The sequence below is a fragment of the Mesorhizobium sp. B263B2A genome (genome assembly GCF_020165775.1).
In the GTDB taxonomy this organism is placed as follows: domain Bacteria; phylum Pseudomonadota; class Alphaproteobacteria; order Rhizobiales; family Rhizobiaceae; genus Mesorhizobium; species Mesorhizobium opportunistum.
Genome location: NZ_JAIUIU010000017.1, coordinates 124,093 through 146,624 on the forward strand (window position 1 = coordinate 124,093; position 22,532 = coordinate 146,624).

At 62.2% G+C, this 22,532-nt stretch carries 25 protein-coding genes and 1 other RNA gene; 18 read left to right on the forward strand and 8 right to left on the reverse strand.

Annotated elements, in window-relative coordinates:
• The first annotated feature begins 12 nt into the window (after window positions 1-12).
• From LB568_RS24010 to LB568_RS24055, 10 genes are all read left to right on the forward strand, one after another.
• A complete protein-coding gene (locus LB568_RS24010) occupies window positions 13-915 on the forward strand; it encodes a branched-chain amino acid ABC transporter permease (protein WP_013892483.1) in 903 nt (300 codons plus the stop codon).
• Window positions 916-919: 4 nt separating this feature from the next.
• A complete protein-coding gene (gene livM / locus LB568_RS24015) occupies window positions 920-2,515 on the forward strand; it encodes a high-affinity branched-chain amino acid ABC transporter permease LivM (protein ID WP_013892484.1) in 1,596 nt (531 codons plus the stop codon).
• Window positions 2,515-4,092, forward strand: coding sequence for an ATP-binding cassette domain-containing protein (locus LB568_RS24020; protein WP_224731417.1), 1,578 nt, complete (start codon window positions 2,515-2,517; stop codon window positions 4,090-4,092). Before livM ends, LB568_RS24020 begins: the two co-directional genes overlap by 1 nt.
• A complete protein-coding gene (locus LB568_RS24025) occupies window positions 4,092-4,820 on the forward strand; it encodes an ABC transporter ATP-binding protein (protein WP_224731418.1) in 729 nt (242 codons plus the stop codon). The genes LB568_RS24020 and LB568_RS24025 overlap by 1 nt, the downstream gene beginning before the upstream one ends.
• A 105-nt stretch (window positions 4,821-4,925) precedes the next feature.
• Entirely contained in the window at window positions 4,926-5,273 is a 348-nt protein-coding gene (locus tag LB568_RS24030; protein ID WP_013892487.1) for a DUF6867 family protein, read from the forward strand.
• Between the two features lie 137 nt (window positions 5,274-5,410).
• Window positions 5,411-6,529, forward strand: a complete 1,119-nt coding sequence (locus tag LB568_RS24035; protein ID WP_140573052.1) for a branched-chain amino acid ABC transporter substrate-binding protein — start codon at window positions 5,411-5,413, stop codon at window positions 6,527-6,529.
• A 293-nt stretch (window positions 6,530-6,822) separates the two neighbouring features.
• Window positions 6,823-10,281, forward strand: a complete 3,459-nt coding sequence (pyc, locus tag LB568_RS24040; protein ID WP_224731419.1) for a pyruvate carboxylase — start codon at window positions 6,823-6,825, stop codon at window positions 10,279-10,281.
• A gap of 162 nt (window positions 10,282-10,443) precedes the next feature.
• On the forward strand, window positions 10,444-10,704 hold the full coding sequence (locus tag LB568_RS24045) for a DUF2312 domain-containing protein (RefSeq protein ID WP_010912082.1): 261 nt from the start codon (window positions 10,444-10,446) through the stop codon (window positions 10,702-10,704).
• A 106-nt stretch (window positions 10,705-10,810) separates the two neighbouring features.
• Window positions 10,811-11,251, forward strand: a complete 441-nt coding sequence (locus LB568_RS24050) for a hypothetical protein (protein ID WP_224731420.1) — start codon at window positions 10,811-10,813, stop codon at window positions 11,249-11,251.
• Window positions 11,252-11,551, forward strand: a complete 300-nt coding sequence (locus LB568_RS24055; RefSeq protein WP_224731421.1) for a hypothetical protein — start codon at window positions 11,252-11,254, stop codon at window positions 11,549-11,551.
• A gap of 60 nt (window positions 11,552-11,611) precedes the next feature.
• Here the strand turns inward: LB568_RS24055 and msrB are convergent, their stop codons facing one another.
• The 4 genes from msrB to LB568_RS24075 form a co-directional block, all read right to left on the reverse strand.
• Complete coding sequence (gene msrB, locus LB568_RS24060) at window positions 11,612-12,016, reverse strand: peptide-methionine (R)-S-oxide reductase MsrB (RefSeq protein WP_013892492.1); 405 nt, start codon at window positions 12,014-12,016, stop codon at window positions 11,612-11,614.
• 95 nt (window positions 12,017-12,111) lie between these two features.
• Complete coding sequence (locus tag LB568_RS24065) at window positions 12,112-13,302, reverse strand: vWA domain-containing protein (protein WP_224731422.1); 1,191 nt, start codon at window positions 13,300-13,302, stop codon at window positions 12,112-12,114.
• A 6-nt stretch (window positions 13,303-13,308) separates the two neighbouring features.
• On the reverse strand, window positions 13,309-13,755 hold the full coding sequence (locus LB568_RS24070; protein WP_224731423.1) for a GNAT family N-acetyltransferase: 447 nt from the start codon (window positions 13,753-13,755) through the stop codon (window positions 13,309-13,311).
• A 65-nt stretch (window positions 13,756-13,820) separates the two neighbouring features.
• A complete protein-coding gene (locus LB568_RS24075) occupies window positions 13,821-14,684 on the reverse strand; it encodes a LysR family transcriptional regulator (protein WP_013892495.1) in 864 nt (287 codons plus the stop codon).
• Between the two features lie 136 nt (window positions 14,685-14,820).
• On the opposite strand from LB568_RS24075, the gene LB568_RS24080 reads away from it, so the two are divergent.
• Window positions 14,821-16,386, forward strand: a complete 1,566-nt coding sequence (locus LB568_RS24080; protein WP_224731424.1) for an MFS transporter — start codon at window positions 14,821-14,823, stop codon at window positions 16,384-16,386.
• A gap of 15 nt (window positions 16,387-16,401) precedes the next feature.
• Here LB568_RS24080 and LB568_RS24085 read toward each other — a convergent pair whose 3' ends face one another.
• Window positions 16,402-17,241 carry an AAA family ATPase gene (locus LB568_RS24085; RefSeq protein WP_224731425.1) on the reverse strand — a complete coding sequence of 280 codons (840 nt, stop codon included), beginning with the start codon at window positions 17,239-17,241 and terminating at the stop codon, window positions 16,402-16,404.
• 144 nt (window positions 17,242-17,385) lie between these two features.
• Between LB568_RS24085 and ssrS the strand changes: the two genes are divergently transcribed.
• The 6 genes from ssrS to LB568_RS24115 all read left to right on the forward strand — a co-directional run bounded on the left by ssrS (window position 17,386) and on the right by LB568_RS24115 (window position 20,592).
• A non-coding RNA gene (gene ssrS, locus LB568_RS24090) (6S RNA) lies at window positions 17,386-17,541 on the forward strand.
• A gap of 95 nt (window positions 17,542-17,636) precedes the next feature.
• The gene (locus LB568_RS24095) at window positions 17,637-18,224 is read left to right on the forward strand and encodes a 5-formyltetrahydrofolate cyclo-ligase (protein ID WP_224731426.1); all 588 of its coding nucleotides are present in this window, start codon (window positions 17,637-17,639) and stop codon (window positions 18,222-18,224) included.
• A 71-nt stretch (window positions 18,225-18,295) separates the two neighbouring features.
• Window positions 18,296-19,120 (forward strand): YmdB family metallophosphoesterase, encoded by an 825-nt coding sequence (locus tag LB568_RS24100; protein WP_013892499.1) that lies wholly within the window; start codon window positions 18,296-18,298, stop codon window positions 19,118-19,120.
• Window positions 19,121-19,190: 70 nt separating this feature from the next.
• The gene (locus tag LB568_RS24105) at window positions 19,191-19,958 is read left to right on the forward strand and encodes a TerC family protein (RefSeq protein WP_013892500.1); all 768 of its coding nucleotides are present in this window, start codon (window positions 19,191-19,193) and stop codon (window positions 19,956-19,958) included.
• A 78-nt stretch (window positions 19,959-20,036) separates the two neighbouring features.
• The gene (locus LB568_RS24110; protein ID WP_083833218.1) at window positions 20,037-20,324 is read left to right on the forward strand and encodes a BrnT family toxin; all 288 of its coding nucleotides are present in this window, start codon (window positions 20,037-20,039) and stop codon (window positions 20,322-20,324) included.
• Window positions 20,305-20,592, forward strand: a complete 288-nt coding sequence (locus LB568_RS24115; protein WP_013892502.1) for a BrnA antitoxin family protein — start codon at window positions 20,305-20,307, stop codon at window positions 20,590-20,592. The genes LB568_RS24110 and LB568_RS24115 overlap by 20 nt, the downstream gene beginning before the upstream one ends.
• On the opposite strand, the gene LB568_RS24120 is transcribed toward LB568_RS24115, so the two are convergent.
• The 3 genes from LB568_RS24120 to LB568_RS24130 form a co-directional block, all read right to left on the reverse strand.
• Window positions 20,589-21,065 (reverse strand): SRPBCC family protein, encoded by a 477-nt coding sequence (locus LB568_RS24120; RefSeq protein ID WP_013892503.1) that lies wholly within the window; start codon window positions 21,063-21,065, stop codon window positions 20,589-20,591. The two genes, LB568_RS24115 and LB568_RS24120, sit on opposite strands and share 4 nt — an antisense overlap.
• Before the next feature lie 148 nt (window positions 21,066-21,213).
• Window positions 21,214-21,606, reverse strand: coding sequence for a VOC family protein (locus tag LB568_RS24125; RefSeq protein WP_224731427.1), 393 nt, complete (start codon window positions 21,604-21,606; stop codon window positions 21,214-21,216).
• 24 nt (window positions 21,607-21,630) lie between these two features.
• Window positions 21,631-22,113, reverse strand: coding sequence for an SRPBCC domain-containing protein (locus LB568_RS24130; protein ID WP_224731428.1), 483 nt, complete (start codon window positions 22,111-22,113; stop codon window positions 21,631-21,633).
• 51 nt (window positions 22,114-22,164) lie between these two features.
• Here LB568_RS24130 and LB568_RS24135 point away from each other — a divergent pair, with 51 nt between their 5' ends.
• Window positions 22,165-22,488 (forward strand): ArsR/SmtB family transcription factor, encoded by a 324-nt coding sequence (locus LB568_RS24135; protein WP_140573064.1) that lies wholly within the window; start codon window positions 22,165-22,167, stop codon window positions 22,486-22,488.
• The last annotated feature ends 44 nt before the right edge of the window (window positions 22,489-22,532 follow it).

Genomic DNA, 22,532 nt, shown 5'->3' on the forward strand with positions numbered 1-22,532 from the left:
AGCCATGTACACATGCAGTATTTTGTCCAGCAGCTTATCAACGGGCTGACGCTGGGATCGATCTATGGGCTGATCGCGATCGGCTATACGATGGTCTACGGCATCATAGGCATGATCAACTTCGCCCATGGTGATATCTTCATGGTGGGCGCCTTCGCGGCGCTGATCGTGTTCCTCATCCTCGGCGCGCTGTTCTACTCGGTGCCCGTGGTCATCGCACTGCTGGTCATGATGATCGTGGCGATGCTGCTCACCAGCCTCTACAACTGGACGATCGAGAAAGTCGCCTACAGGCCGCTGCGCGGTTCGTTCCGCCTGGCGCCGCTGATCACCGCCATCGGCATGTCGATCACGCTGTCGAATTTCGTCCAGGTGACCCAAGGACCGCGCAACAAGCCGATCCCGCCGATGGTGTCCGAGGTCTACAACATCAACGGTGTCAGCGTATCGCTGAAGCAGATCATCATCGTCATCGTCACCGCGCTGCTGCTGGCGCTGTTCTGGTACCTGGTCAACAAGACCTCGCTTGGCCGCGCCCAGCGCGCCTGCGAACAGGACCGCAAGATGGCGGCGCTGCTCGGCATCGATGTCGACCGCACCATCTCGATCACCTTCATCATGGGCGCCGCTCTCGCCGCCGTCGCCGGCACGCTGTTCCTGATGTATTACGGCGTCGTTGCCTTCTCCGACGGCTTCACGCCTGGTGTGAAGGCCTTCACGGCCGCAGTGCTCGGCGGCATCGGCTCACTGCCGGGTGCCGTACTCGGCGGGCTGCTGATCGGCTTCATCGAAAGCATGTGGTCGGCGTATTTCTCGATCGACTACAAGGACGTCGCGGCGTTCTCGATCCTGGCGATCGTGCTGATCTTCCTGCCTTCCGGCATTCTGGGCCGGCCAGAAGTCGAAAAGGTCTGAGATCATGGCCGTCACCGTATCTCCCGAGAGCGACACCGTCGCCACCCCTGTCCAACGCGCCCTCAAGGAAGCGTTCTATGCCGGCGCCATCTCGCTTGGCCTGTTCGTGCTGTTCATCGGGCTGAAGACCGGCCAGAACATGTCCAATGAACTGGTCGTGACGACGCGCTGGGGCCTGCTCGCCGCCGTGGTGATCGCCACGGCCGTCGGACGCTTCCTCTACGTCGCCTACGGCCAGCCGTTTATGGCCAGCCAGAAGATAACCAATGTTGCCACTGGCCTGTTGCCGGCCAGCGTGGCGTCACGGTTCTTCCAACTGCCGTGGTTCATCGCGGCCGTTGTCGCGGCGGTGCTGCTGTTTGCATTGAACAGTTCTCTCGCCGGATGGGTGGGAGCAGAGCCGGCCGGCTATCTGCAATTCCTGCGCGCCCTGGCCGTCATCTACGTGCTGGCTTGCGTGATCTATTACTTCCGCGCCTTCATCCATGCCAACTTCACCAAATTGGGGATCACGGCGTTGGTGCTGTATCCGATCCTGGTGATCGCAGTGCTGTCGCTGAACGCCTGGTCGATTGTCGGGGGGATGCAGGGCTCGCTGAAATGGGTCGATAATTTCGGCATCCAGATCCTGATCTATGTGATGCTCGCATGGGGCCTGAACATCGTCGTCGGCCTCGCTGGCCTGCTCGACCTCGGCTACGTCGCCTTCTATGCACTTGGCGCCTATGCGTATGCACTTCTCGCCACGCATTTCGGCCTGTCTTTCTGGATCCTGTTGCCTGCCGCCGGCGCCATGGCGGCGCTGTGGGGCGTGCTGCTCGGCTTCCCGGTGCTACGCCTGCGCGGCGACTATCTGGCAATCGTCACGCTGGCTTTCGGCGAGATCATCCGCCTGGTGCTGATCAACTGGCGCGAGGTCACGAACGGGTCGGCCGGCATTTCCGGCATTCCCAAGGTCAGCTTCTTCGGCCTGATGTCGTTCAACGTGTCAGACCCGAACTACATTGCCAAGGTGCTGGGCATCGCCCAGTCGGGCGCCTACTACAAGATCTTCCTCTACTACCTGATCCTGGGCCTTTGCCTGCTCACCGCCTTCGTCACCATCAGGCTGCGCCGTCTGCCTGTTGGCCGTGCATGGGAAGCCTTGCGCGAGGACGAGATCGCCTGCCGCTCGCTCGGCATCAACACCACCACCACGAAACTGACCGCCTTTGCCACCGGTGCCATGTTCGGTGGCTTCGCCGGCTCATTCTTCGCCGCGCGGCAAGGCTTCGTCAGCCCGGAATCCTTCGTCTTCCTGGAATCGGCCATTATCCTGGCCATCGTCGTGCTCGGTGGCATGGGATCGCTGGTCGGCATCGCGGTTGCCGCGATGGTGATGATCGGCGGCACCGAGGCGCTGCGCGAACTCGACTTCCTCAAGCAAATCTTCGGGCCAGACTTCACGCCCGAACTCTACCGCATGCTTCTCTTCGGCATGGCGATGGTCATCGTCATGCTGTGGAAGCCGCGTGGCTTCGTCGGCAGTCGCGAACCGACCGCTTTCCTGAAAGAGCGAAGGGCTGTCTCCGGTTCCTTTACCAAAGAAGGACACGGCTGATGAATGCGAACCCGATCGAGAAGACCAGCCCGGGCATGAACGACACTATCCTGCAGGTCGATCACCTGTCGATGAAGTTCGGCGGCCTGGTCGCCATCGGCGACCTGTCCTTCACCGCCAGGCGCGGCGAGATCACGGCGCTGATCGGTCCCAACGGCGCTGGCAAGACCACCGTGTTCAACTGCATCACCGGCTTCTACAAGCCGTCGGAAGGCATGATCACACTCAACCGGGCCGACGGCTCGAGCTACCTGCTGGAGCGGCTGCCCAACCACGAGATCCCGGCGCGCGCCAAGGTGGCGCGCACCTTCCAGAACATACGCCTGTTCTCGGGTATGACGCTGCTGGAGAACCTTTTGGTTGCCCAGCACAACAAGCTGATGAAGGCATCCGGTTATACGGTGCTTGGTCTGTTCGGCTTTAGCGGTTATCGCAAGGCCTCGGCCGAATCGGTGGAGCTCGCCAAGCACTGGCTGGAGAAGGCGGACCTCGTCGACCGTGCCGACGATCCGGCCGGCGACCTGCCCTATGGCGCGCAGCGGCGGCTCGAGATCGCGCGCGCCATGTGCACCGGGCCGGAGCTTCTGTGCCTCGACGAGCCGGCGGCCGGTCTCAACCCGAAGGAATCGCTGGCGCTCAATACGCTGCTGATGGACATCAAGAATACGTCGGGCACCTCGATCCTGCTGATCGAGCACGACATGTCGGTGGTCATGAAGATTTCCGACCACGTCGTGGTGCTGGAATACGGCCGCAAGATCTCCGACGGCAACCCGCAGTCGGTGCGAACCGATCCCCGCGTCATCGCTGCCTATCTCGGCGTCGACGACGAGGAGGTCGAGACCGTGCTGACCGAAGTCGGCGACGAGGACGTCATCGAACAGCTCGATACCGGTCCGGATTCCGCGCATGGGCCGGGCACGTCATCGTCGTATCTCGCCGGGCCGGTGAGCGACACGGTTAGCCACAGCGAAGGTGAGCGCGTTACGGTGTCCAAGGGCGCCTCGAAGGCGGCACAGTTCGATGCGCGCGCAGCGAGCGTGGCAAGCAGGCCAATCGTCGCCAGCCCGGCCCCGGCGGCGAAAACGGCAGCGAAGAAACCGGCGGCCAAGAAAACGGCCGCGACGAAAACGACGGGCAAGGCGCCCGCGGCGAAGGCCGAAGGCGTTTCGAACCGCCTCGCTGCCCCACGTGGCGGCAAGGCCGACAATCTGACCCGCATCAAAGGCATCGGTACAGTCAACGAGAAGAAGCTCAACGAACACGGCATCTTCCATTTCGACCAGATCGGCGCCTGGAAGAAGGCCGATGTCGAGGCGGTCGAAGCCTATCTCGCCTTCGATGGACGCATCACGCGCGAGGAATGGGTCAAGCAGGCCAAGCTGCTCAGCCAGGGCAAGGATACGGAATTCTCGCGCCGCGTCGATGCGGGCAAGGTGGCGACCAGCCATGCTTCCGGGAAGGCCGCAAACGCGGCTTCGAAGACCACAAACGTGGCTTCTGGGAAGACCGCAAAAGCGGCTTCCGGCAAGACTGCTGCCAAGCCTGCCGCAGGCAAGCGCGGAGGGAGCAAGTGATGGCCGGGACAACGCTGCTCGATATTAAGGGTGTGCAGACCTACTACGGCAACATCCGGGCGCTGAATGGTGTCGACGTCACCGTCACGGAGGGTGAGATCGTGGCGCTGATCGGCGCCAACGGCGCCGGCAAGTCGACGCTGATGATGACCATCTTCGGTGCGCCGCGCGCCCGCTCGGGCACGATCACCTTCGCCGGCACCGACATCACCCAGATGCCGACGCACGAGATCGCGCGCATGCGCATCGCGCAATCGCCGGAGGGGCGCCGCATCTTCCCGCGCATGACGGTGATGGAAAACCTGCAGATGGGCGCCAGCCTCGACAACCTCAAACATTACGACGAGGACGTCGAAAAGGTGTTCACGCTGTTCCCGCGGCTGAAGGAGCGCATCGCCCAGCGTGGCGGTACGCTGTCGGGCGGCGAGCAGCAGATGCTGTCGATCGGACGCGCGCTGATGGCGCGGCCGAAACTGCTGCTGCTCGACGAACCGTCGCTGGGGCTGGCGCCGCTGATCGTCAAGCAGATCTTCGACGCCATCCGCGAGTTGAACCGCACGCAAGGGCTGACGGTGTTCCTGGTCGAGCAGAACGCGTTCGGCGCGCTCAAGCTCGCCACGCGCGGCTACGTCATGGTCAATGGCAATGTGACGATGAGCGGCACCGGCAAGGAACTGCTCGCCAATCCGGAAGTGCGTGCCGCCTATCTCGAAGGCGGACATCATTGAGTTTGGAGCGGGATGTGCATCCGGCATTCCGCTCCAAGTTGTTTGTCACATGATCTTTGTCCGAAAGTCTGCAACTTTTCGGGATCATGCCAGGGAGACTTCACCATGCAAGGCATTCTCTATGAGGAACCGTCGATCTGGCAGTTCTTCTTCGTCACCTGCCTGCTCGGCGGCTGGGCTGCCTGGATGACCGGGAAGGCGAGCGCCCAGACGTGGCGCAGCTTTATCCAGCTGTTCGCCTATCTGCTGGGGCTCGGCATCGGCATCCGCTTCATCCATCATGCGCTGTTCGACGGCACGATGTTCTCGCTGCATTACTATATCGTAGACACAATCGTGCTGATGATATTGGGCTTCGTCGGCTATCAATACACACGAACCAACCAGATGGTCACACAGTATAATTGGCTCTACGAAAGAGCTTCGATTTTGAGCTGGAAACCGAAAGGTTGACGTTCATCATTAACGCCGCGTCAGGGATGAAACGGCGTGACAAGTGCCTGAAAATCGGCAAACTATGCTTTCTGCGATAAGGGTGGGCATCGCATGAAAGCTTCATCCACGCCCACTCCGTTAATGGGAGCGTTTAAATGAAAAAGTCACTTTTGTCCGCTGTTGCCCTGACCGCGCTGGTCGCGTTCAGCGGCAATGCGTGGGCTGACGTACTGTTCGCCGTCGCCGGTCCGATCACGGGCCCGAACGCGGCCTTCGGCGCACAGTTGCAGAAGGGCGCCGAGGCGGCCGTCGCTGCGATCAATGCCAAGGGCGGCATCAATGGCGAGCAGATCAAGCTCGAAATCGGCGACGACGTCTCCGATCCGAAGCAGGGCATCTCGGTCGCCAACAAGTTCGTCGGCGACGGCGTCAAGTTCGTGATCGGCCACTTCAACTCGGGCGTGTCGATCCCGGCCTCGGAAGTCTACGCTGAAAACAACATCGTCGAAATCACGCCGGCCGCGACCAACCCGAAGTTCACCGAGCGCGGCCTGTGGAATGTGTTCCGCACCTGCGGACGCGATGATCAGCAAGGCAGCATCGCCGGCGCCTACATCGCCGCGAATTTCAAGGATGCCAAGGTCGCCGTCATTCATGACAAGACCCCCTATGGCCAGGGCCTCGCCGACGAAACCAAGAAGGCAATGAATGCCGCTGGCGTCAAGGAAGTCATGTATGAAGGCATCAATGTCGGCGACAAGGACTTCTCGGCGCTGATCGCCAAGATGAAGGAAGCCGGCGTCACCCTGATCTACTGGGGCGGCCTGCATACCGAAGCCGGCCTGATCATCCGCCAGTCCGCGGATCAGGGCCTGAAGGCACCGATGATGTCGGGCGACGGCATCGTGACGGACGAGCTTGCGGCGATCGCGGGCGACGCCGTCGCCGGTACGCTCAACACGTTCGGCCCCGACCCACGCCTGATCCCGGCCAACAAGGAACTCGTCGAGAAGTTCCGCGCGCAGGGCTTCGAGCCGGAAGCTTACACGCTCTACGCCTACGCCGCCGTGCAGGTGGTCGCCGAGGCGGCCGCTGCCGCCAAGACGAACGACCCGCAGGCCGTTGCCAAGGCGATGCACGAAAACGGTCCGTTCCCGACCGTTCTGGGCGATCTTGCCTATGACGCCAAGGGCGACCCGAAGCTGCCGGGCTACATCATGTACGAGTGGAAGAAGAAGGACGACGGAAAGTATTCCTGGTTCCCGAAGTCGTAATCCACTCAGACAGATCTGAGACCAATGATGCCCGGCGCCACGCGCCGGGCATTTTCTTTGGCGCATTCCGGTGGCTGATGCCCCTCTTCGCCGGCCCTCCTTGGGCCGGAGAGATCGCATCCAGGATCGAAATTGTCGCCGTTGTTCCGTCCGTTCGAGCGAATGCGTGCGAGTGTTGGCCGGATAATTGATTTAAATCGGTTTAAACGGGCGTTGATTTTGTTTGCACTGCAGCATTTTCACGCTAATCATGGCGCCGGTTTCTCTTCCCTTCCGCTGCTGGAGCCCAGTCCTTGGCCATCACGAAGATCCTCGTCGCCAACCGGTCAGAAATCGCCATCCGCGTCTTTCGCGCGGCCAACGAGCTGGGCCTCAAAACCGTGGCGATCTGGGCCGAGGAAGACAAATATTCGCTGCACCGCTTCAAGGCCGACGAGAGCTACCAGGTCGGGCGCGGCCCGCATCTCGCCAAGGACATGGGGCCGATCGAGAGCTATCTGTCGATCGAGGAAGTGATCCGCGTCGCCAGGCTTTCGGGCGCCGATGCGATCCACCCGGGTTACGGGCTTCTGTCGGAGAGCCCCGAATTCGCCGAGGCCTGCGCGCAGGCCGGCATCACCTTCATCGGGCCGAAGCCGGATACGATGCGCCGGCTCGGCAACAAGGTCGCGGCCCGCAATCTGGCCATCGAGGTCGGCGTGCCGGTGATCCCCGCCACCGATCCGCTGCCCGACGACATGGACGCGGTCAAGAAACTGGCCAAGGAGATCGGCTATCCGGTGATGCTGAAGGCCTCTTGGGGCGGCGGCGGACGCGGCATGCGCGCCATCCGCGCCGAGGCCGATCTCGCCCGCGAAGTCACGGAAGGCAAGCGCGAGGCGAAAGCCGCCTTCGGCAAGGACGAGGTCTATCTCGAAAAGCTGATCGAGCGCGCCCGCCATGTCGAGGTGCAGGTGCTTGGCGACACCCATGGCAACGCCGTGCATCTCTTCGAGCGCGACTGCTCGATCCAGCGCCGCAACCAGAAAGTCGTCGAGCGTGCGCCGGCGCCCTATCTCGAAATGTCGCAGCGCGAGGAGCTTTGCGGCCATGCGCTGAAGATCGCGCGCGAAACCAGCTACATCGGCGCCGGCACGGTCGAGTTCCTGCAGGATGCCGATACCGGCAAGTTCTATTTCATCGAGGTCAACCCGCGCATCCAGGTCGAACATACCGTCACCGAGATGGTGACCGGCATCGATATCGTCAAAGCCCAGATCCACATTCTCGACGGCTTCGCCATCGGCACACCGGAATCGGGCGTGCCGGCGCAGCGGGACATCAGGCTGAACGGCCACGCCCTGCAGTGTCGCATCACCACCGAGGATCCCGAGCATAATTTCATCCCGGATTACGGCCGCATCACCGCCTATCGCGGCGCCACCGGCTTCGGCATCCGCCTTGATGGCGGCACCGCCTATTCCGGGGCGGTCATCACCCGCTTCTACGATCCGCTGCTGGAGAAGGTGACGGCCTGGGCGCCGACACCGGCCGAGACCATCGCGCGCATGAACCGCGCCTTGCGCGAGTTCCGCATCCGCGGCGTCGCCACCAACCTCACCTTCCTCGAAGCGATCATCAATCACCCGAGCTTCGCCGACAATTCCTATACGACGAAGTTCATCGACACGACGCCGGAGCTGTTCCAGCAGGTCAAGCGGCAGGACCGGGCGACCAAACTCGTCAACTACCTGGCGGACGTCAGCGTCAACGGCCATCCCGAGACGCGCGGCCGGCCGATGCCGAAGGCCGATGCGGCGCCGCCCGTAGTGCCCTATCTCAACGGCAACGTGCCCGCCGGCAGCAAGCAGAAGCTCGATGTGCTCGGCCCGGAAAAGTTCGCCGCCTGGATGCGCGAGCAGAAGGAAGTTCTGGTCACCGACACGACGATGCGCGACGGCCATCAGTCGCTGCTCGCGACCCGCATGCGCACGCATGACATTGCCGGCATCGCCGGCACCTATGCGCGCGCCCTGCCGCAGCTTCTGTCGCTGGAATGCTGGGGCGGCGCGACCTTCGACGTGGCCATGCGCTTCCTCACAGAGGACCCGTGGGAGCGGCTGTCGCTGGTGCGCGAGGCGGCGCCCAACCTGTTGCTGCAGATGCTGCTGCGCGGCGCCAATGGCGTCGGCTACACCAACTATCCCGACAATGTCGTGCAGCATTTCGTCAAGCAGGCCGCAAGCGGCGGCATCGACCTGTTCCGTGTCTTCGATTGCCTGAACTGGGTCGAGAACATGCGCGTCGCCATGGACGCGGTCGGCGCCGAGGGCAAGCTGATCGAAGCGGCGATGTGCTACACCGGCGATATTCTCGATCCGGCGCGAGCCAAGTACGACCTGAAATACTATGTCGGGCTGGCGGGCGAGTTGCAGGCGGCAGGCGCCCATATCATCGCGGTCAAGGACATGGCCGGCCTGCTGAAGCCGAGTGCTGCCCGCGTGCTGTTCAAGGCGCTGCGCGAGGCGACCGACCTGCCGATTCATTTCCACACTCACGACACGTCGGGTCTGTCGGCGGCGACGGTGCTGGCGGCGGTGGAGAGCGGCGTCGACGCCATCGACGCGGCGATGGATGCCTTCTCCGGCAACACGTCGCAGCCTTGCCTGGGCTCGATCGTCGAGGCGCTGAAGGGCACCGAGCGCGACCCGGGCCTCGACCCGCAATGGATCCGCAAAATCTCGTTCTACTGGGAAGCGGTGCGCAACCAGTATGCCGCCTTCGAAAGCGACCTGAAAGGACCGGCCTCGGAAGTCTACCTGCACGAAATGCCGGGCGGACAGTTCACCAACCTCAAGGAACAGGCGCGCTCGCTTGGGCTGGAGACGCGCTGGCACGAGGTGGCGCAGACCTATCACGACGTCAATTTGATGTTCGGCGACATCGTCAAGGTGACGCCGTCGTCCAAGGTCGTCGGCGACATGGCGCTGATGATGGTGAGCCAAGACCTGACGGTCGCCGATGTCGAGAACCCGGCCAGGGACATCGCGTTCCCGGACTCGGTCGTCTCGATGCTGCGCGGCGATCTCGGCCAGTCGCCGGGCGGCTGGCCGCAAGCGCTGCAGAAAAAGGCGCTGAAGGGCGACAAGCCGATCACGGCGCGGCCCGGCTCGCTGCTGAAGCCCGCCGATCTCAAGGCCAGCCGCAAGGAGATCGAGGAGAAGCTCGAGCGCAAGCTCTCGGAATACGAGTTCGCCTCGTGGCTGATGTATCCGAAGGTGTTTTCCGACTTCGCCGCGGCGCAGGAAGCCTATGGCCCGGTCAGCGTCCTGCCGACGCCGACCTATTTCTACGGCATGAAATCGGAAGACGAGATCTTCGTCGACATCGAGAAGGGCAAGACGCTGGTGATACGGTGCCTGGCCATCGGCGATGTCGACGACAAGGGCATGGTCACCGTGTTTTTCGAGCTCAACGGCCAGCCGCGTCGCGTCAAGGTGCCGGACCGGGCGCATGGCGCCTCCGCCGCCAAGGCACGGCGTAAGGCCGAGCCCGGCAACGAGGCGCATGTCGGAGCACCGATGCCCGGCGTCGTCTCCGCGCTTGCGGTTGCCGCCGGCCAGGCGGTGAAGGCCGGCGACGTGCTGCTCTCCATCGAAGCCATGAAGATGGAGACGGCACTGCATGCCGAGCGCGACGGCACGGTCGCCGAGGTGCTGGTCAAGGCCGGCGACCAGATCGATGCCAAGGATCTGCTGATCGCCTTCGCCTGAAACCTCGCGCAAGCGGGCAAGCTGTCGGCTTCTGTCGGCAGCCCTTAGCGCGCTGTTCGATAACCGCTTGACCCCGTGCCCCCGGTCGGGCATCGAACCGCTGAAATTCGCCGTGGCACGGTCCCCGAGTCGCGGCGCGGAACCGATTCTTTGGAGAAAAACATGGCCGACGATATCACCGAGACCAGCCAGACTGTTGCCGCCGGCCAACTGCGTGCCCTCATCGAGCGCATCGAGCGGCTCGAGGAAGAAAAGAAGACGATCGCCGACGACATCAAGGAAGTGTTCGCCGAGGCCAAGGGCACCGGCTTCGACACCAAGGCGATCCGCACCATCATCCGTCTGCGCAAGAAAGATCAGGCCGAACGCCAGGAGGAAGACGCCATCCTCGACCTGTACATGGCCGCGCTCGGCATGGTCTAAGACTAGCGCAGTTGACGCAATTCCGGACGGAAAACCGTTTTCACTTTTCCTGGAATTGCTTTGGCGTCCGGCGCCCGATGCGGTTGCCGGAGATACGGTTCGAACCATGAGCGAATTCGATTTTGGCGGCCGTCGCGCCTCGGAATTCCGCCATCGCGGCTTCTGGTCGCTGTTCGCCGAACGGCATCCGGAAGAAAGGGCGCGGCTGGCGCGGCGCGGACCTTGGTTCTGGCAACGCGGATTGCCCGACTTCGCCCTGGTCCTGTCCATGTATGTCGCGCCGGCGCAGAACCATGTCGGCGTCTTCTTCGGCCGCAACGAGAAGTTCGGCGCCACGCAGAGCTGGGCGCGGCTGAAGCCGTTCCAGCCAGCGATCGAAGACAGGCTGAAGCTCAGGCCGGAGCAAAGTTGCGAGGGCCTTGGCATCAATTCGATGTGGCGGGTGAACTGCTATGCCGAGGACAACTGGCCGGCGATGACCGACTGGCTGGTGACGGAATGTTCGCGTGTCGAACGCGCCGTTGCCGAAGTCCTGGGGCAGGGGTAGGTGATCGCGGATTTCTTCCGCTCGCGCTGGCTTGGCCAGGTGCCGCTCGACCGGCTGTTCTGGCGTGACATGCTGCTCGTCGGGACATTGATCAATATGGCGTCTTCGGCGCTGGCGCTGGTCCTGCTCGGCCTCAAGCTGCCGCTGTGGCTGGTTCTGGCGGTGCATTTCGCGCCGGTGCCCTACAACATCTTCCTGACCTGGGCAGTCTGGCGCACGGCGGAGAAATCGGGCGGCGCCAAGGCTTCGCTGACAATGCTGGGTTCCGCGCTTTGGCTGATCGCAACGGTGGTGGTCTGAGGTTCGCATACGAAAAAGGGCGGCCGAAGCCGCCCTTTGGAGAAAGCCATGAGATGCCGCTCAGGCGGCCGGTTCGAATTTCAGCGCCACACCGTTGATGCAGTAGCGCAGGCCGGTCGGCGGCGGGCCGTCCTCGAAGACGTGGCCGAGATGGCTGCCGCAGCGGGCGCAGTGGCATTCGGTGCGGACCATGCCGTAGCTGCGGTCGATTGTGTTCTCGACCGAACCTGGCACCGGATCGTTGAAGCTCGGCCAGCCGGTGCCGCTCTCGAACTTCAGCTTGGATTCGAACAGCGGCTGGTCGCAGCCGACGCAGGAAAATGTGCCGGCGCGCTTCTCGTAGAGCAAGGCGCAGCTTCCCGGACGCTCGGTGCCGTGGCCGCGCATGACCGCATATTGCTCCGGCGTCAGCCGGGCGCGCCATTCGGCGTCGGTGCGGGTAACGGGATAGGTGTGGGTGTCCATGTGATCTCCTCAGCCTTGGCGGCTCGTTATTGGTTGCAACCTCATATTCGCCCGAAGATAGGCGTTTGTTACCGGCATGGCCAGTTCTGGCGCACTCAATGCTTCCTTGAAAGCTGCTTAGTCGCGCCTTCCAGCCCGGCCAGCGTCAGCGGGAACATGCGGCCGCCGAAGATGTCGCGGATCATCGCGATCGAATGGGTAAAGCCCCAGTTCTTTTCGCTCTCCGGATTGAGCCAGACCGCGTTCGGCCATTGCCGCAGCAGACGGCCGAGCCAGACAGCGCCGGCTTCCGGGTTCCAGTGTTCGACCGAGCCGCCGGGATGGGCGATCTCGTAAGGGCTCATCGAGGCGTCGCCGACGACGATCACCTTGTAGTCCGGCCCGTATTTGTGGATCAAGTCGAAGGTCGGGACCGTTTCGGCATGGCGGCGCCGGTTGTCCTTCCACACGCCCTCATAGAGGCAGTTGTGGAAATAGAAATATTCGAGCTGGCGAAATTCGGCGCGGGCAGCCGAAAACAGCTCCTCGACGCTTTTGATGTGATCGTCCATCGAGCCGCCGACATCGAAGAACATCAAAAGCTTCACGGCGTTACGCCGCTCGGGCCGGGTCTGGACGTCGAGATAGCCGTGCTCGGCGGTGGCATGGATGGTGCCGGGCAGGTCGAATTCCTCCTCGGCGCCTTCGCGCACCCAGCGGCGCAGCCGCTTCAGAGCGATCTTGATGTTGCGGGTGCCGAGCTCGACGGCATCGTCGAAATTCCGGAATTCGCGCTTGTCCCAGACCTTCACCGCGCGGCGGTTGCGGCTTTCGTGCTGGCCGATGCGCACGCCCTCTGGATTGTAGCCATAGGCGCCGAAGGGCGAGGTGCCGCCAGTGCCGATCCATTTCGAGCCGCCCTGGTGGCGGCCCTTCTGCTCCTCGATCCGCTGCTTCAAGGTCTCCATCAGCTTGTCGAAACCGCCGAGCGCCTCGACCAGTTTTTTCTCTTCCTCGGTCAGATGCTTTTCGGCAAGCCGGCGCAGCCATTCCTCGGGAATATTGGCGACATCCACCGCGTCCGGTCCGCGCAGCGCCTCGATGCCTTTGAAGACATGCGCGAACACCTGGTCGAAGCGGTCGATATGGCGCTCGTCCTTCACCAAAGCGGCGCGGGCGAGGTAATAAAAACCTTCGACGTCGTAGTCGACCAACCCGGCTTCCAGACCCTCCAGCAGCGACAGATATTCCCTGAGCGAGACGGGAACGCGTGCAGCCTTCAGTTCGAGGAAGAAAGGGATGAACATGGCCGGCTATAGCAAATCATACTCGATGAAGCCCGTGCGGCGGGCGACGTGGTCGTAAAGCTTGCGCGCGGTGGTGTTGGTCTCGTGCGTCATCCAGTAGACATTCTTGACGCCGATCTTGCCGGCTTCCTGCTTGACCGCCTCGATCAGTGCCGCACCGATACCCTTGCCGCGGACGTCCGGGTCGGCGAACAAATCCTGCAGATAACAGTTGTTTTTCTCCGACCAGCCGGAGCGGTGGTACAGGTAGTGCGTGAGACCGACCGCCTTGCCGCCCAGTGTGGCGATGAAGCCTTTCGGCTCGAACTCACCCGGAGTGAACAGCCGCTTCCAGGTGACGGCGTAGACCTCTTCCGGCAGCTTGGTCTCGTAGAAGGTCAGGTAGTCGGTCCACAGGCGGCGCCAGTCGGCATGGTCGGATTGCGCAAACGGGCGCACTACAATCTCGGTCATTTCGTTCCCTCTGAAATCTGGAACCCGATCCATACCAACAGAATCGGGATCAGGAACACCTTTGCCTATTCGGCAGGCGAATTATATTCGCGAAAAGCGGTCGCGAGCATGTGCAGCGCCTCTCGCGCCCGCGGCGACAGAGCGTGCGACTGCAAAATGATATCCGACGGAGGAATTGGTGGCAGGCCGAGTTTGCGGCCCACCTCGATCAGGCCCGGAGGCACAACCCGGTAAGCGAGGGCGGAAAGCGCAAAGCCGGCCGACACTGCGATGTTGACGGCCGCGCCGCCACCGCCGACGAAGGCCTCATTCCAGGCGATGCCTGCCCGGTCCAGCGCCTCGACCGCTCTCATGCGGTCCGGGCAATTGCATCTGGTGCTCAAAAGAGCCAGGCGCAGGGGCGTGCCTGGTCGCCATTCGAAGGCGGGGGCCGCGAACCAGCCATAGTGGGTGCGCGACAAAGCTTCACCGCGTCGACTGTCATCTTCCTGGTGCACAATCACCGCATCGAGTTCGCCGCGATCGAAAGCTTCTTCCAGCATGGAGCTGGTGTCGATCCGTATGTTGAGCGCGAGCGACGGATCGTGGGCATGAAGCTGGGCGATCAGCGTGGAAAGCTCAGGCCCCGCGACATGATCGACGAAGCCGAGCGCAAGCCGACATGGCGCAGCGGAAAACTCCGCGACGGCGCGTTCATGGGCGGCAAGGAATTCGCGGGCCACGGGCAGGAAGACAGCCCCCCTTTCCGACAGGGCCACGCGGCGCGGGGTTCGTTCGATCAAACGTGCGCCGAGCTTGTCTTCGAGGCGCCGCAACTTGACGCTGATCGTCGCCTGGGTGCTGCCAAGTGCTGCAGCCGCCCGGGTGAAGCTCTGCAGATCGGCCACCATGACGAAGGTGCGCACGGCATCGACATCGAGACTGGTCATCTCCAGCATTCCATTTTGTTATCTCTGAAATAGAAATGCATAGTCTTTTTTCATGGTCAAGCCTCGTCTATGTCATCTCGACCGCGGTTCGAAGAGCCGGCCCGGTTCCAGAATGCTTCGACTGAAAGTGATCGATATGACATTTCAAATCGACCGAAACACCGTTGCGCTTGCCGGGGCTTGCCTTGCCTCGCTGCTGTTCGGCCTCGAAATCTCCAGCGTCCCGGTGATCCTTCCGAAACTGGAAAGCGTGCTCGCCGCCGACTTCAAGGATCTGCAATGGATCATGAACGCCTACACCATTGCCTGCACAACGGTGCTGATGGCGACAGGAACGCTGGCCGACCGCTTCGGCCGCAAACGGGTGATGGTGATCGCCACCATCGCCTTCGGCCCGGCCTCATTGCTGTGCGGTCTGGCAGCGAGCGCTCCGCTCCTCATCATTGCACGCTTCCTGCAAGGCCTGGCGGGAGGGGCGATGTTCACTTGCAGCGTGGCCGTCTTGTCCCACCAGTTTCAGGACGGCAGCGAACGCGGCAAGGCTTTTGTGGCCTGGAGCGTCGTCTCGGGGATCGGGCTTGGCTTTGGTCCCGCCATCGGTGGATTGATCGTCGCATTCTCGAACTGGCAGTGGGTGTTCCTCATCCATGTGCCGCTTGCCCTCCTTGCCCTGGTCTTCATCGGTGCCGGCGTCACCGAATCGCGCGACCGCAATGCCCAGAAGCTTGACCGTGCCGGTATCCTGACGCTCTCGTTCGCGGTGTTCGGCTTCTCCTATCTGATCACGCAAGGGGCCGATCTCGGCTCTGGCGCCCGCATCGGCGTGGCAAGTGCTGCCGTGCTGGCCTTCGCCGCGTTCCTCGTTGCCGAGAAGACCAGCCCCTACCCGATGTTCGATTTCTCGGTGTTCCGGATCCGTCAATTTTCGGGAGCGATCATGGGCGGCATCGGCATGAATTTCAGCTATTGGCCGTTCATCATCTACCTGCCGATCTATTTCTCGGGCGTGCTCGGCTATGACAGCACCACGACCGGCCTGCTGCTGCTCGTCTACACGCTTCCCTTGATGCTGATGTCCTCGACCGCCGAGCGCCTGCGCGCCCGCTATCAGGCGCGAGTGGCGATCCCGCTCGGGTTGCTGACATTGGGCGTCGGCTTTATCGCCATGAGGATAGGTTCGGGCCTTGAGGGAGCCACCTGGCTGACGATGCTGCCCGGTACGCTGATCGCCGGTATCGGTATCGGCCTCACCAATTCACCGACCACCAACACCACGACAGGTTCGGTGTCGCCGGATCGCGCCGGCATGGCTTCGGGCATCGATATCAGCGCGCGGCTGATCACGCTCGCCATCAACATCGCGGTGCTGGGCCTGCTGTTGACGCAGGGAATTGCTTCCTACCTCAAAACCGCATTGGGCACGGCCCTTGACCCGGACGAATTGCGCGCGTTGGCGGAAAGGATCGCCACCGGAAATCTCGATGGCCTCTCGCAATATTCGCCGAGGCTGGCGACCCTCAACCCGTCCGGCGCGCTTGCGCATGCCGCGTTGGTCAATGGTTTTGGGTGGGTCATGCTCTATAGCGGGATCGGCGTTCTTGCCCTTGCCGTCATCAGCTTCGTCGTCTTCGGCCCCAGAAACGCGCCGCAAGAGGCAAGGGACCGTCATGGTGCTCAGGGCGCAAGTGAAGCTCGATCATAGCCAATGCTTGGCTTTTCACCCTTGCCTGCGCGCCATGAAGGCAAGCCGCTCGAACAGATGGACATCCTGTTCGTTCTTCAGCAATGCGCCGTGCAGCTTGGGCAGCGCGTTCTTCGGGTCGGCGCGCAAATCCTCAGGCGCGATATCGTCGGCGACCAGCAGGCGGATCCAGTCGAGCGCCTCGGAGGTCGACGGTTTCTTCTTCAGCCCCGGCACGTCGCGGATCTCGTAGAACTGGGTGAGCGCCGCGCGCACCAGATCGTGCTTGATGCCGGGATAGTGGACGTCGACAATCCTGTGCAGCGTCTCGACGTCGGGAAAGCGGATGTAGTGGAAGAAGCAGCGGCGCAGGAAGGCGTCCGGCAGCTCCTTCTCGTTGTTGGAGGTGATGATGACAATGGGACGGACGGCGGCGCGGATGGTCTCGCCGGTCTCGTAGACGAAGAACTCCATCCGATCGAGCTCCTGCAGGAGGTCGTTGGGAAACTCGATGTCGGCCTTGTCGATCTCGTCGATCAGGAGCACGACCTTCTTGCCGGCGGCGAATGCTTGCCAGAGCTTGCCGCGCTTGATGTAGTTCTTGATGTCGTTGAACCTGGTGTCGCCGAGCTGGCTGTCGCGCAGCCGCGACACGGCGTCATACTCGTAAAGACCTTGCTGGGCTCGCGTCGTCGATTTGACGTGCCATTCGATGAGGTCGAGGCCGAGCGCCGCCGCCACCTGGCGGGCGAGTTCGGTCTTGCCGGTGCCGGGCTCGCCCTTGACCAGCAAGGGCCGCTCCAGCGCGATCGCCGCGTTGACCGCCACCATCAGATCCTTGTCGGCGACATAGTCCTCCGTGCCTTCGAAACGCATTTCTGCTCCTTGGTTCATTCCGGGCGACCGTAAGGAGGCGGCTCGGCCCGCGCAAGGTGGGTGTCCGTGACGACTGTGCGAGACCCGCGGGGAAAGAACGCCAATTCTCTGGCGCTTAGCCGACCGGCGGCCTATATTAGGCGGGACGGTCTGCGCTTCCCGGCAGGAGAACATTTTCCCCGGGGCCTTAACGATCCTTAGGGAGCTGTCCCTGGGAAGACCCGTGGGTTTTCTCACACGGCGCCCACCTACTTTGTAGGTTCCCGGGATCGCTCTCTCCACCGGTTGTGTGGATCGTCACTTCTTGCCCATTTCCGCGTATTCCGGTGGATGTTGCGGTAGAAAACGTCGCTCCTAAAACGCCCTCCAGATTTGACCTTTTCTATCGTCGCGGCATGACATCTCTCAAAGACCTGAAAAAACAGCTTCGGCTCGAGGCTCTCGGCCGCCGCGATGCGCTTGATGAATTCTGGCGTGTGGAAGTTGCGCTCGAAATGGCCGAGACGGCGCGCGACCAGCTCGCCATCGAACCGGGCCAGATCGTGTCGGGCTTCTGGCCGATGCGCTCGGAGGTCGACGTGCGGCCGCTGATGTTCGCCTTGCGCGAAAAAGGGGCAAGGCTCTGCCTGCCTGCCATTCTCGACAAGACCACCATCGTCTTTCGCGAACTGGTGCGCGGCGCGCCGATGGTCGAGATGGGTTTTGGCACGGTCGGCCCGCACCACGAGGCCGAGGTGCTCGACCCCTCGGTGATGCTGGTGCCGCTCGCCGCTTTCGACGCGCGCGGCCATCGCATCGGCTATGGCGCCGGCTATTACGATCGCGCCATAGCCAGACTGGTCGACAAGGGCCATGCGCCCCGGCTGATAGGTATCGCCTTCGACTGCCAGGAAGTTCCGCAGGTTCCGGACGAACCCCACGACATCATCATCCCGGAAATACTCACCGAAACCGGGTTGCGCCGCTTCGCGCCAAAATTGTAGATAAATGGACGCATGATCTTTCGCTGGCGTCATGCAGCTTTTTGCTTCGCTGACTTTCGGTGCGGGATCATATGAGACTTCTCTTCCTCGGTGACATGGTAGGCAAGACGGGACGCACGGCGGTTTGGGAACAACTGCCCGGCCTGATCTCGGACTTCAAACTCGACTTCGTCATCGTCAATGGCGAGAACGCCGCCGGCGGCTTCGGCATCACCGAGGAGATCTTCCGCGAGACCATCGCCGCCGGCGCCGATGTTGTCACCACCGGCAACCATGTCTGGGACCAACGCGATGCGCTGGCCTTCGCGCCGCGCGAGGAGCGCTTCCTGCGGCCATCCAACTTCCCGAAGGGCACGCCCGGGCGCGGCTCCGGCGTCTACATCGCCAGGAGCGGCGCGCGCGTGCTGGTCGCCAACATCATGGGCCGGGTGTTCATGCATCCCGAGCTCGACGATCCGTTCCAGGCCGGTGAACGCGAGCTTGCCGCCTGTCCGCTCGGCGAGCAGGCGGATGCCGTGGTGATCGACTTCCACGCCGAGGCGACCTCGGAGAAGATGTGCTTCGCGCATTTCGTCGATGGCCGCGCCAGCCTCGTCGTCGGTACCCACACCCACCAGCCGACCGCCGACCACCAGATCCTCAACGGCGGTACCGGTTATTTGTCCGACGCCGGCATGTGCGGCGACTATGATTCCTCGCTCGGCATGGACAAGGAGGAGCCGCTCAACCGGTTCCTGTCGAAAGTGCCGAAAGGGCGGTTCGAGGCGGCGAACGGACCGGCGACATTGTGCGGCGTCGGCGTCACCATTTCCGACCGCACGGGACTGACCGAGAAGATCGCGCCGTTTCGTCGCGGGCCGCGCCTGGAAGAAACGGCTCCGTCCTTCTGGTCGTGACATTGATATAGGGGGTCGCAATACCTAACTGCCGGCGACACTGCTCTAGATCGTAGAGGGGACGACCTCCATGCAGCTTATCGAATTCCTTGCGCCGCATTTTCAATTTGTTTCCGATCCAACTGCCTGGGTCGCGTTGTTGACGCTGGTTGTGCTCGAGATCGTGCTCGGCATCGACAATCTGATCTTTATCTCGATCCTGACCAATAAGCTGCCGGAAGCCCAACGCGCCCGCGCCCGCCGGCTCGGCATCTCGGCGGCGCTGATCATGCGGCTGGTGCTGCTCGCCACCATCTCGATCATTGTCCAGTTGACGACGCCGGTGTTCACGGCGTTTGGCCACGGCTTTTCCTGGCGCGACCTGATCCTGATCGCCGGCGGCCTGTTCCTCGTGTGGAAGGCAACCAAGGAAATCCACCACACGGTCGATCCCGACGACCACAAGGACTCGATGGTGGGCGAGACGCTGCAGATCAGCCTTGCCGGCGCGATCTTCCAGATCCTGCTGCTCGACCTCGTCTTCTCGATCGATTCGATCATCACCGCCGTCGGCATGACCGACGAGATCGCCATCATGTACATCGCGGTGATCGTCGCCGTCAGCGTCATGATGCTTGCGGCCGGGCCGCTGGCGGATTTCATCGCCAAGAACCCGAGCATCGTCATGCTGGCACTGGGCTTCCTGTTGATGATCGGCATGACGCTGATCGCCGACGGCATGGGCTATCACGTGCCCAAGGGCTATATCTACGCGGCGATGGGTTTTTCGGCGCTGGTCGAGGGGCTCAACATGCTGGCGCGGCGCCGCAAGAAGGCGAAATCCGGCGAACGGCACTGAGGCGGCGCTTGCCGGATGCCGAACTGGATTGACTCTTACGAAATTGTACGTACATTACTGTAAATCGACGGTGCTGTTTTGCAGTTCGAATGGGACTTTGAAAAAGCCAGGCGCAACCTTGCCAAGCACGGCATCGCGTTCGATCTGGCCCAAAAGGTGTTCGCTGATCCGCTTCATCTCATAGTGCCTGACCGCTTTGAAGATGGCGAACAACGGTGGCATGCGATCGGGGCGATCGGAGCCGTAGTGGTCTTGCTGGTTGTCCACACCTATCCTGATCGCGAAGATGAAGAACGGATTAGGATTGTTGGCGCCCGGAAAGCGACACCGCATGAAAGGAGGCGCTATGAGCAAGAAGAACCTTAGTCGGGATCAACGCGATCAACTCGCCAAGCTGGCTGACTTGGCTGACAGCGAGATTGATACTTCCGATATCCCGGAGGTTCCGGCGGAGAATTGGGTTCATGCTCGCCGCGGACATCTTTACCGACCACTCAAACAGCCGGTGACCATCAGACTCGATGCTGACGTGCTATCCTGGTTCAAGGAACATGTCGGGAGCGGCGGTTATCAAACCGAAATCAATCGCGTGCTCCGCCATCATGTGATCGAACAGGAACGGCGTAGAACCTAAGTTGGTTCACTCCCCGGCACGCCCTTTGGGTGACGGTCGCCGATCAGGCCCAATGTCAGGCCTTGCTCCAGCCAGGCCTTGGCGCCGGCCAGCACCAGAGCGAAACCGTCGGTCGAACCGATAGCCGTTTTGACCTGCTCGTCGCCATTGCCGGCAAAGCCGAAATTGCGAACCTTGAGAAAGGTCGCATCATCAGGCATTTCGGTGAAGGTCCAGACCACCGTGGTCGGCGGATCGCTCCATCGCATGACGATCTTCTCGTTCTTGACGATCTCGCTGACATTGACCGTCGTCGAGACGCCATACATGGGCCATTCCCAGTGAACCTCCTTGCCGCTGTCCAGCCGGGCGTTGCCGTCCGTGAACCAGAATTTGGCGGTGATGGCCGGATCGACGATGGCCTCGAACACCTCGGCGACGGGCCTTCGGATCAGCATGCCTGCCTCGGCGGTTGGAGTTTCGCGGATTTCCATGGTGTCCTCCTTCGATCGAAAAGGTCGTACATCGCACGAAAGATGGTACATCGCACCGTGACCGCCGTTTTGCGCGGTTCCAGACAGCAAACGCCAAACGCCATCCCGGAGTTGCCTCATCCCCAAGTTGCCTCACCCCCAAGTTGCCTCAGGCCAGATTGACCTGCCAGGAGACGCCGAACTTGTCGTTCAGCCAGGCGAAGCGGCGGCTGAAGCCATAGTTGTCAGGCGGCATCAGGAAGGCGCCGTCCTTTGCCAGGGTCTCGACAATGCGGTTCAGTTCCTCTTCGGAGGAACAGTCCACGTAGAGCGAGACCGAGGGTGTGAAGGTGAAGGCGTGATGCACCGGGCTGTTGAAGACCATGACCTCCAGGCCGGCGATGGAGACACGCGCCAGCTTGACCACGCCTTCCGGGCCATCCTCGCCGGCGCCGTAGCGCGTGACGTCAAGGATCTTGCTGTCGGGAATGGTCTCGCAATAAAGGGTCATGGCCTCTTCGGCCTTGCCCTCGAACATCAGGAATGGCGTTACTTTCGTCATCGCGGGGCTCCGTCCTGATCAAGATCAGACATTGGTCTCGTTGGCGGGTTCGCCCTTCATCTCGCTGCGGTAATAGCCGTCGCGCAAATTGATGCCATATTCGACATAGGCCTTCATACAGGCCAGCATCTGCGACCAGCCCTCGCAGTTGAGGTAGGATTTCTTCAGCCCGACCGAGCCCTCCCGCCAGCCGCTCTCGGCGATGGTGACGAAGGTGCCGCCATCGTCCAGCGGCTCGAAATTCATCTCGATACGGGTCTTGTAGGCGGGCTTGCCGTCGGCGCCGGTGGCGTCCCAGCGCAGCACGATGCGGCTGTCCCTGATCACTTCGTCGACCTCGACCGGCACCTTGCCCCACCAGACGACGCCCGCGCCGGCTTCAAGCGGCGCGCTGGCGCCGCCGATGGTGGTGAAATAGCCGCTCAGCTTCTTCGGATTGACGACGGCGTCGAAGACTTCGGCGACGGGCTTGCCGATGCGTCCGGAAACCTTGAATCCAAGAGACATATCCACAACTCCTTCCTTGCTTGACCCAAGGATATGTTATAGAAACATAACATGTCAAGCCGATCGCAAGACGACAATGTTTTCAAGGCGCTGGCGCATCCACGCCGGCGCGAAATGCTGGACCAGCTGAAGGACGAGCCGAAGACCACGGGGATGCTGTGCGATGCCTTTCCCGACATCGACCGCTGCACCGTCATGCTGCATCTCAAGGTGCTGGAGGAGGCCGAGCTGATCGTGGCGCGCCGCGAGGGACGCGAACGCTGGAACCATCTCAACGCGCTGCCGATCAAGCAGATCCATGATCGCTGGATCAGCCAGTATGCCGGCCACGCGCTCAGCATCATCGACCGGCTGAAATCCGATCTCGAGGCGTGAGCCGCGCCGTCTCTCGCGCCGCGCACGCGGCGTGGCTGGACGAA

Excerpts from the sequence above, each read along its gene's own strand:
- LB568_RS24010 (WP_013892483.1), top strand. The coding sequence starts at position 13 with ATGCAGTATTTTGTCCAGCAGCTTATCAACGGGCTGACGCTGGGATCG.
- livM (WP_013892484.1), top strand. The coding sequence starts at position 920 with ATGGCCGTCACCGTATCTCCCGAGAGCGACACCGTCGCCACCCCTGTC.
- LB568_RS24020 (WP_224731417.1), top strand. The coding sequence starts at position 2,515 with ATGAATGCGAACCCGATCGAGAAGACCAGCCCGGGCATGAACGACACT.
- LB568_RS24025 (WP_224731418.1), top strand. The coding sequence starts at position 4,092 with ATGGCCGGGACAACGCTGCTCGATATTAAGGGTGTGCAGACCTACTAC.
- LB568_RS24030 (WP_013892487.1), top strand. The coding sequence starts at position 4,926 with ATGCAAGGCATTCTCTATGAGGAACCGTCGATCTGGCAGTTCTTCTTC.
- LB568_RS24035 (WP_140573052.1), top strand. The coding sequence starts at position 5,411 with ATGAAAAAGTCACTTTTGTCCGCTGTTGCCCTGACCGCGCTGGTCGCG.
- LB568_RS24045 (WP_010912082.1), top strand. The coding sequence starts at position 10,444 with ATGGCCGACGATATCACCGAGACCAGCCAGACTGTTGCCGCCGGCCAA.
- LB568_RS24050 (WP_224731420.1), top strand. The coding sequence starts at position 10,811 with ATGAGCGAATTCGATTTTGGCGGCCGTCGCGCCTCGGAATTCCGCCAT.
- msrB (WP_013892492.1), bottom strand. The coding sequence starts at position 12,016 with ATGGACACCCACACCTATCCCGTTACCCGCACCGACGCCGAATGGCGC.
- LB568_RS24065 (WP_224731422.1), bottom strand. The coding sequence starts at position 13,302 with ATGTTCATCCCTTTCTTCCTCGAACTGAAGGCTGCACGCGTTCCCGTC.
- LB568_RS24070 (WP_224731423.1), bottom strand. The coding sequence starts at position 13,755 with ATGACCGAGATTGTAGTGCGCCCGTTTGCGCAATCCGACCATGCCGAC.
- LB568_RS24075 (WP_013892495.1), bottom strand. The coding sequence starts at position 14,684 with ATGACCAGTCTCGATGTCGATGCCGTGCGCACCTTCGTCATGGTGGCC.
- LB568_RS24080 (WP_224731424.1), top strand. The coding sequence starts at position 14,821 with ATGACATTTCAAATCGACCGAAACACCGTTGCGCTTGCCGGGGCTTGC.
- LB568_RS24085 (WP_224731425.1), bottom strand. The coding sequence starts at position 17,241 with ATGCGTTTCGAAGGCACGGAGGACTATGTCGCCGACAAGGATCTGATG.
- LB568_RS24095 (WP_224731426.1), top strand. The coding sequence starts at position 17,637 with ATGACATCTCTCAAAGACCTGAAAAAACAGCTTCGGCTCGAGGCTCTC.
- LB568_RS24100 (WP_013892499.1), top strand. The coding sequence starts at position 18,296 with ATGAGACTTCTCTTCCTCGGTGACATGGTAGGCAAGACGGGACGCACG.
- LB568_RS24105 (WP_013892500.1), top strand. The coding sequence starts at position 19,191 with ATGCAGCTTATCGAATTCCTTGCGCCGCATTTTCAATTTGTTTCCGAT.
- LB568_RS24115 (WP_013892502.1), top strand. The coding sequence starts at position 20,305 with ATGAGCAAGAAGAACCTTAGTCGGGATCAACGCGATCAACTCGCCAAG.
- LB568_RS24120 (WP_013892503.1), bottom strand. The coding sequence starts at position 21,065 with ATGGAAATCCGCGAAACTCCAACCGCCGAGGCAGGCATGCTGATCCGA.
- LB568_RS24125 (WP_224731427.1), bottom strand. The coding sequence starts at position 21,606 with ATGACGAAAGTAACGCCATTCCTGATGTTCGAGGGCAAGGCCGAAGAG.
- LB568_RS24130 (WP_224731428.1), bottom strand. The coding sequence starts at position 22,113 with ATGTCTCTTGGATTCAAGGTTTCCGGACGCATCGGCAAGCCCGTCGCC.
- LB568_RS24135 (WP_140573064.1), top strand. The coding sequence starts at position 22,165 with ATGTCAAGCCGATCGCAAGACGACAATGTTTTCAAGGCGCTGGCGCAT.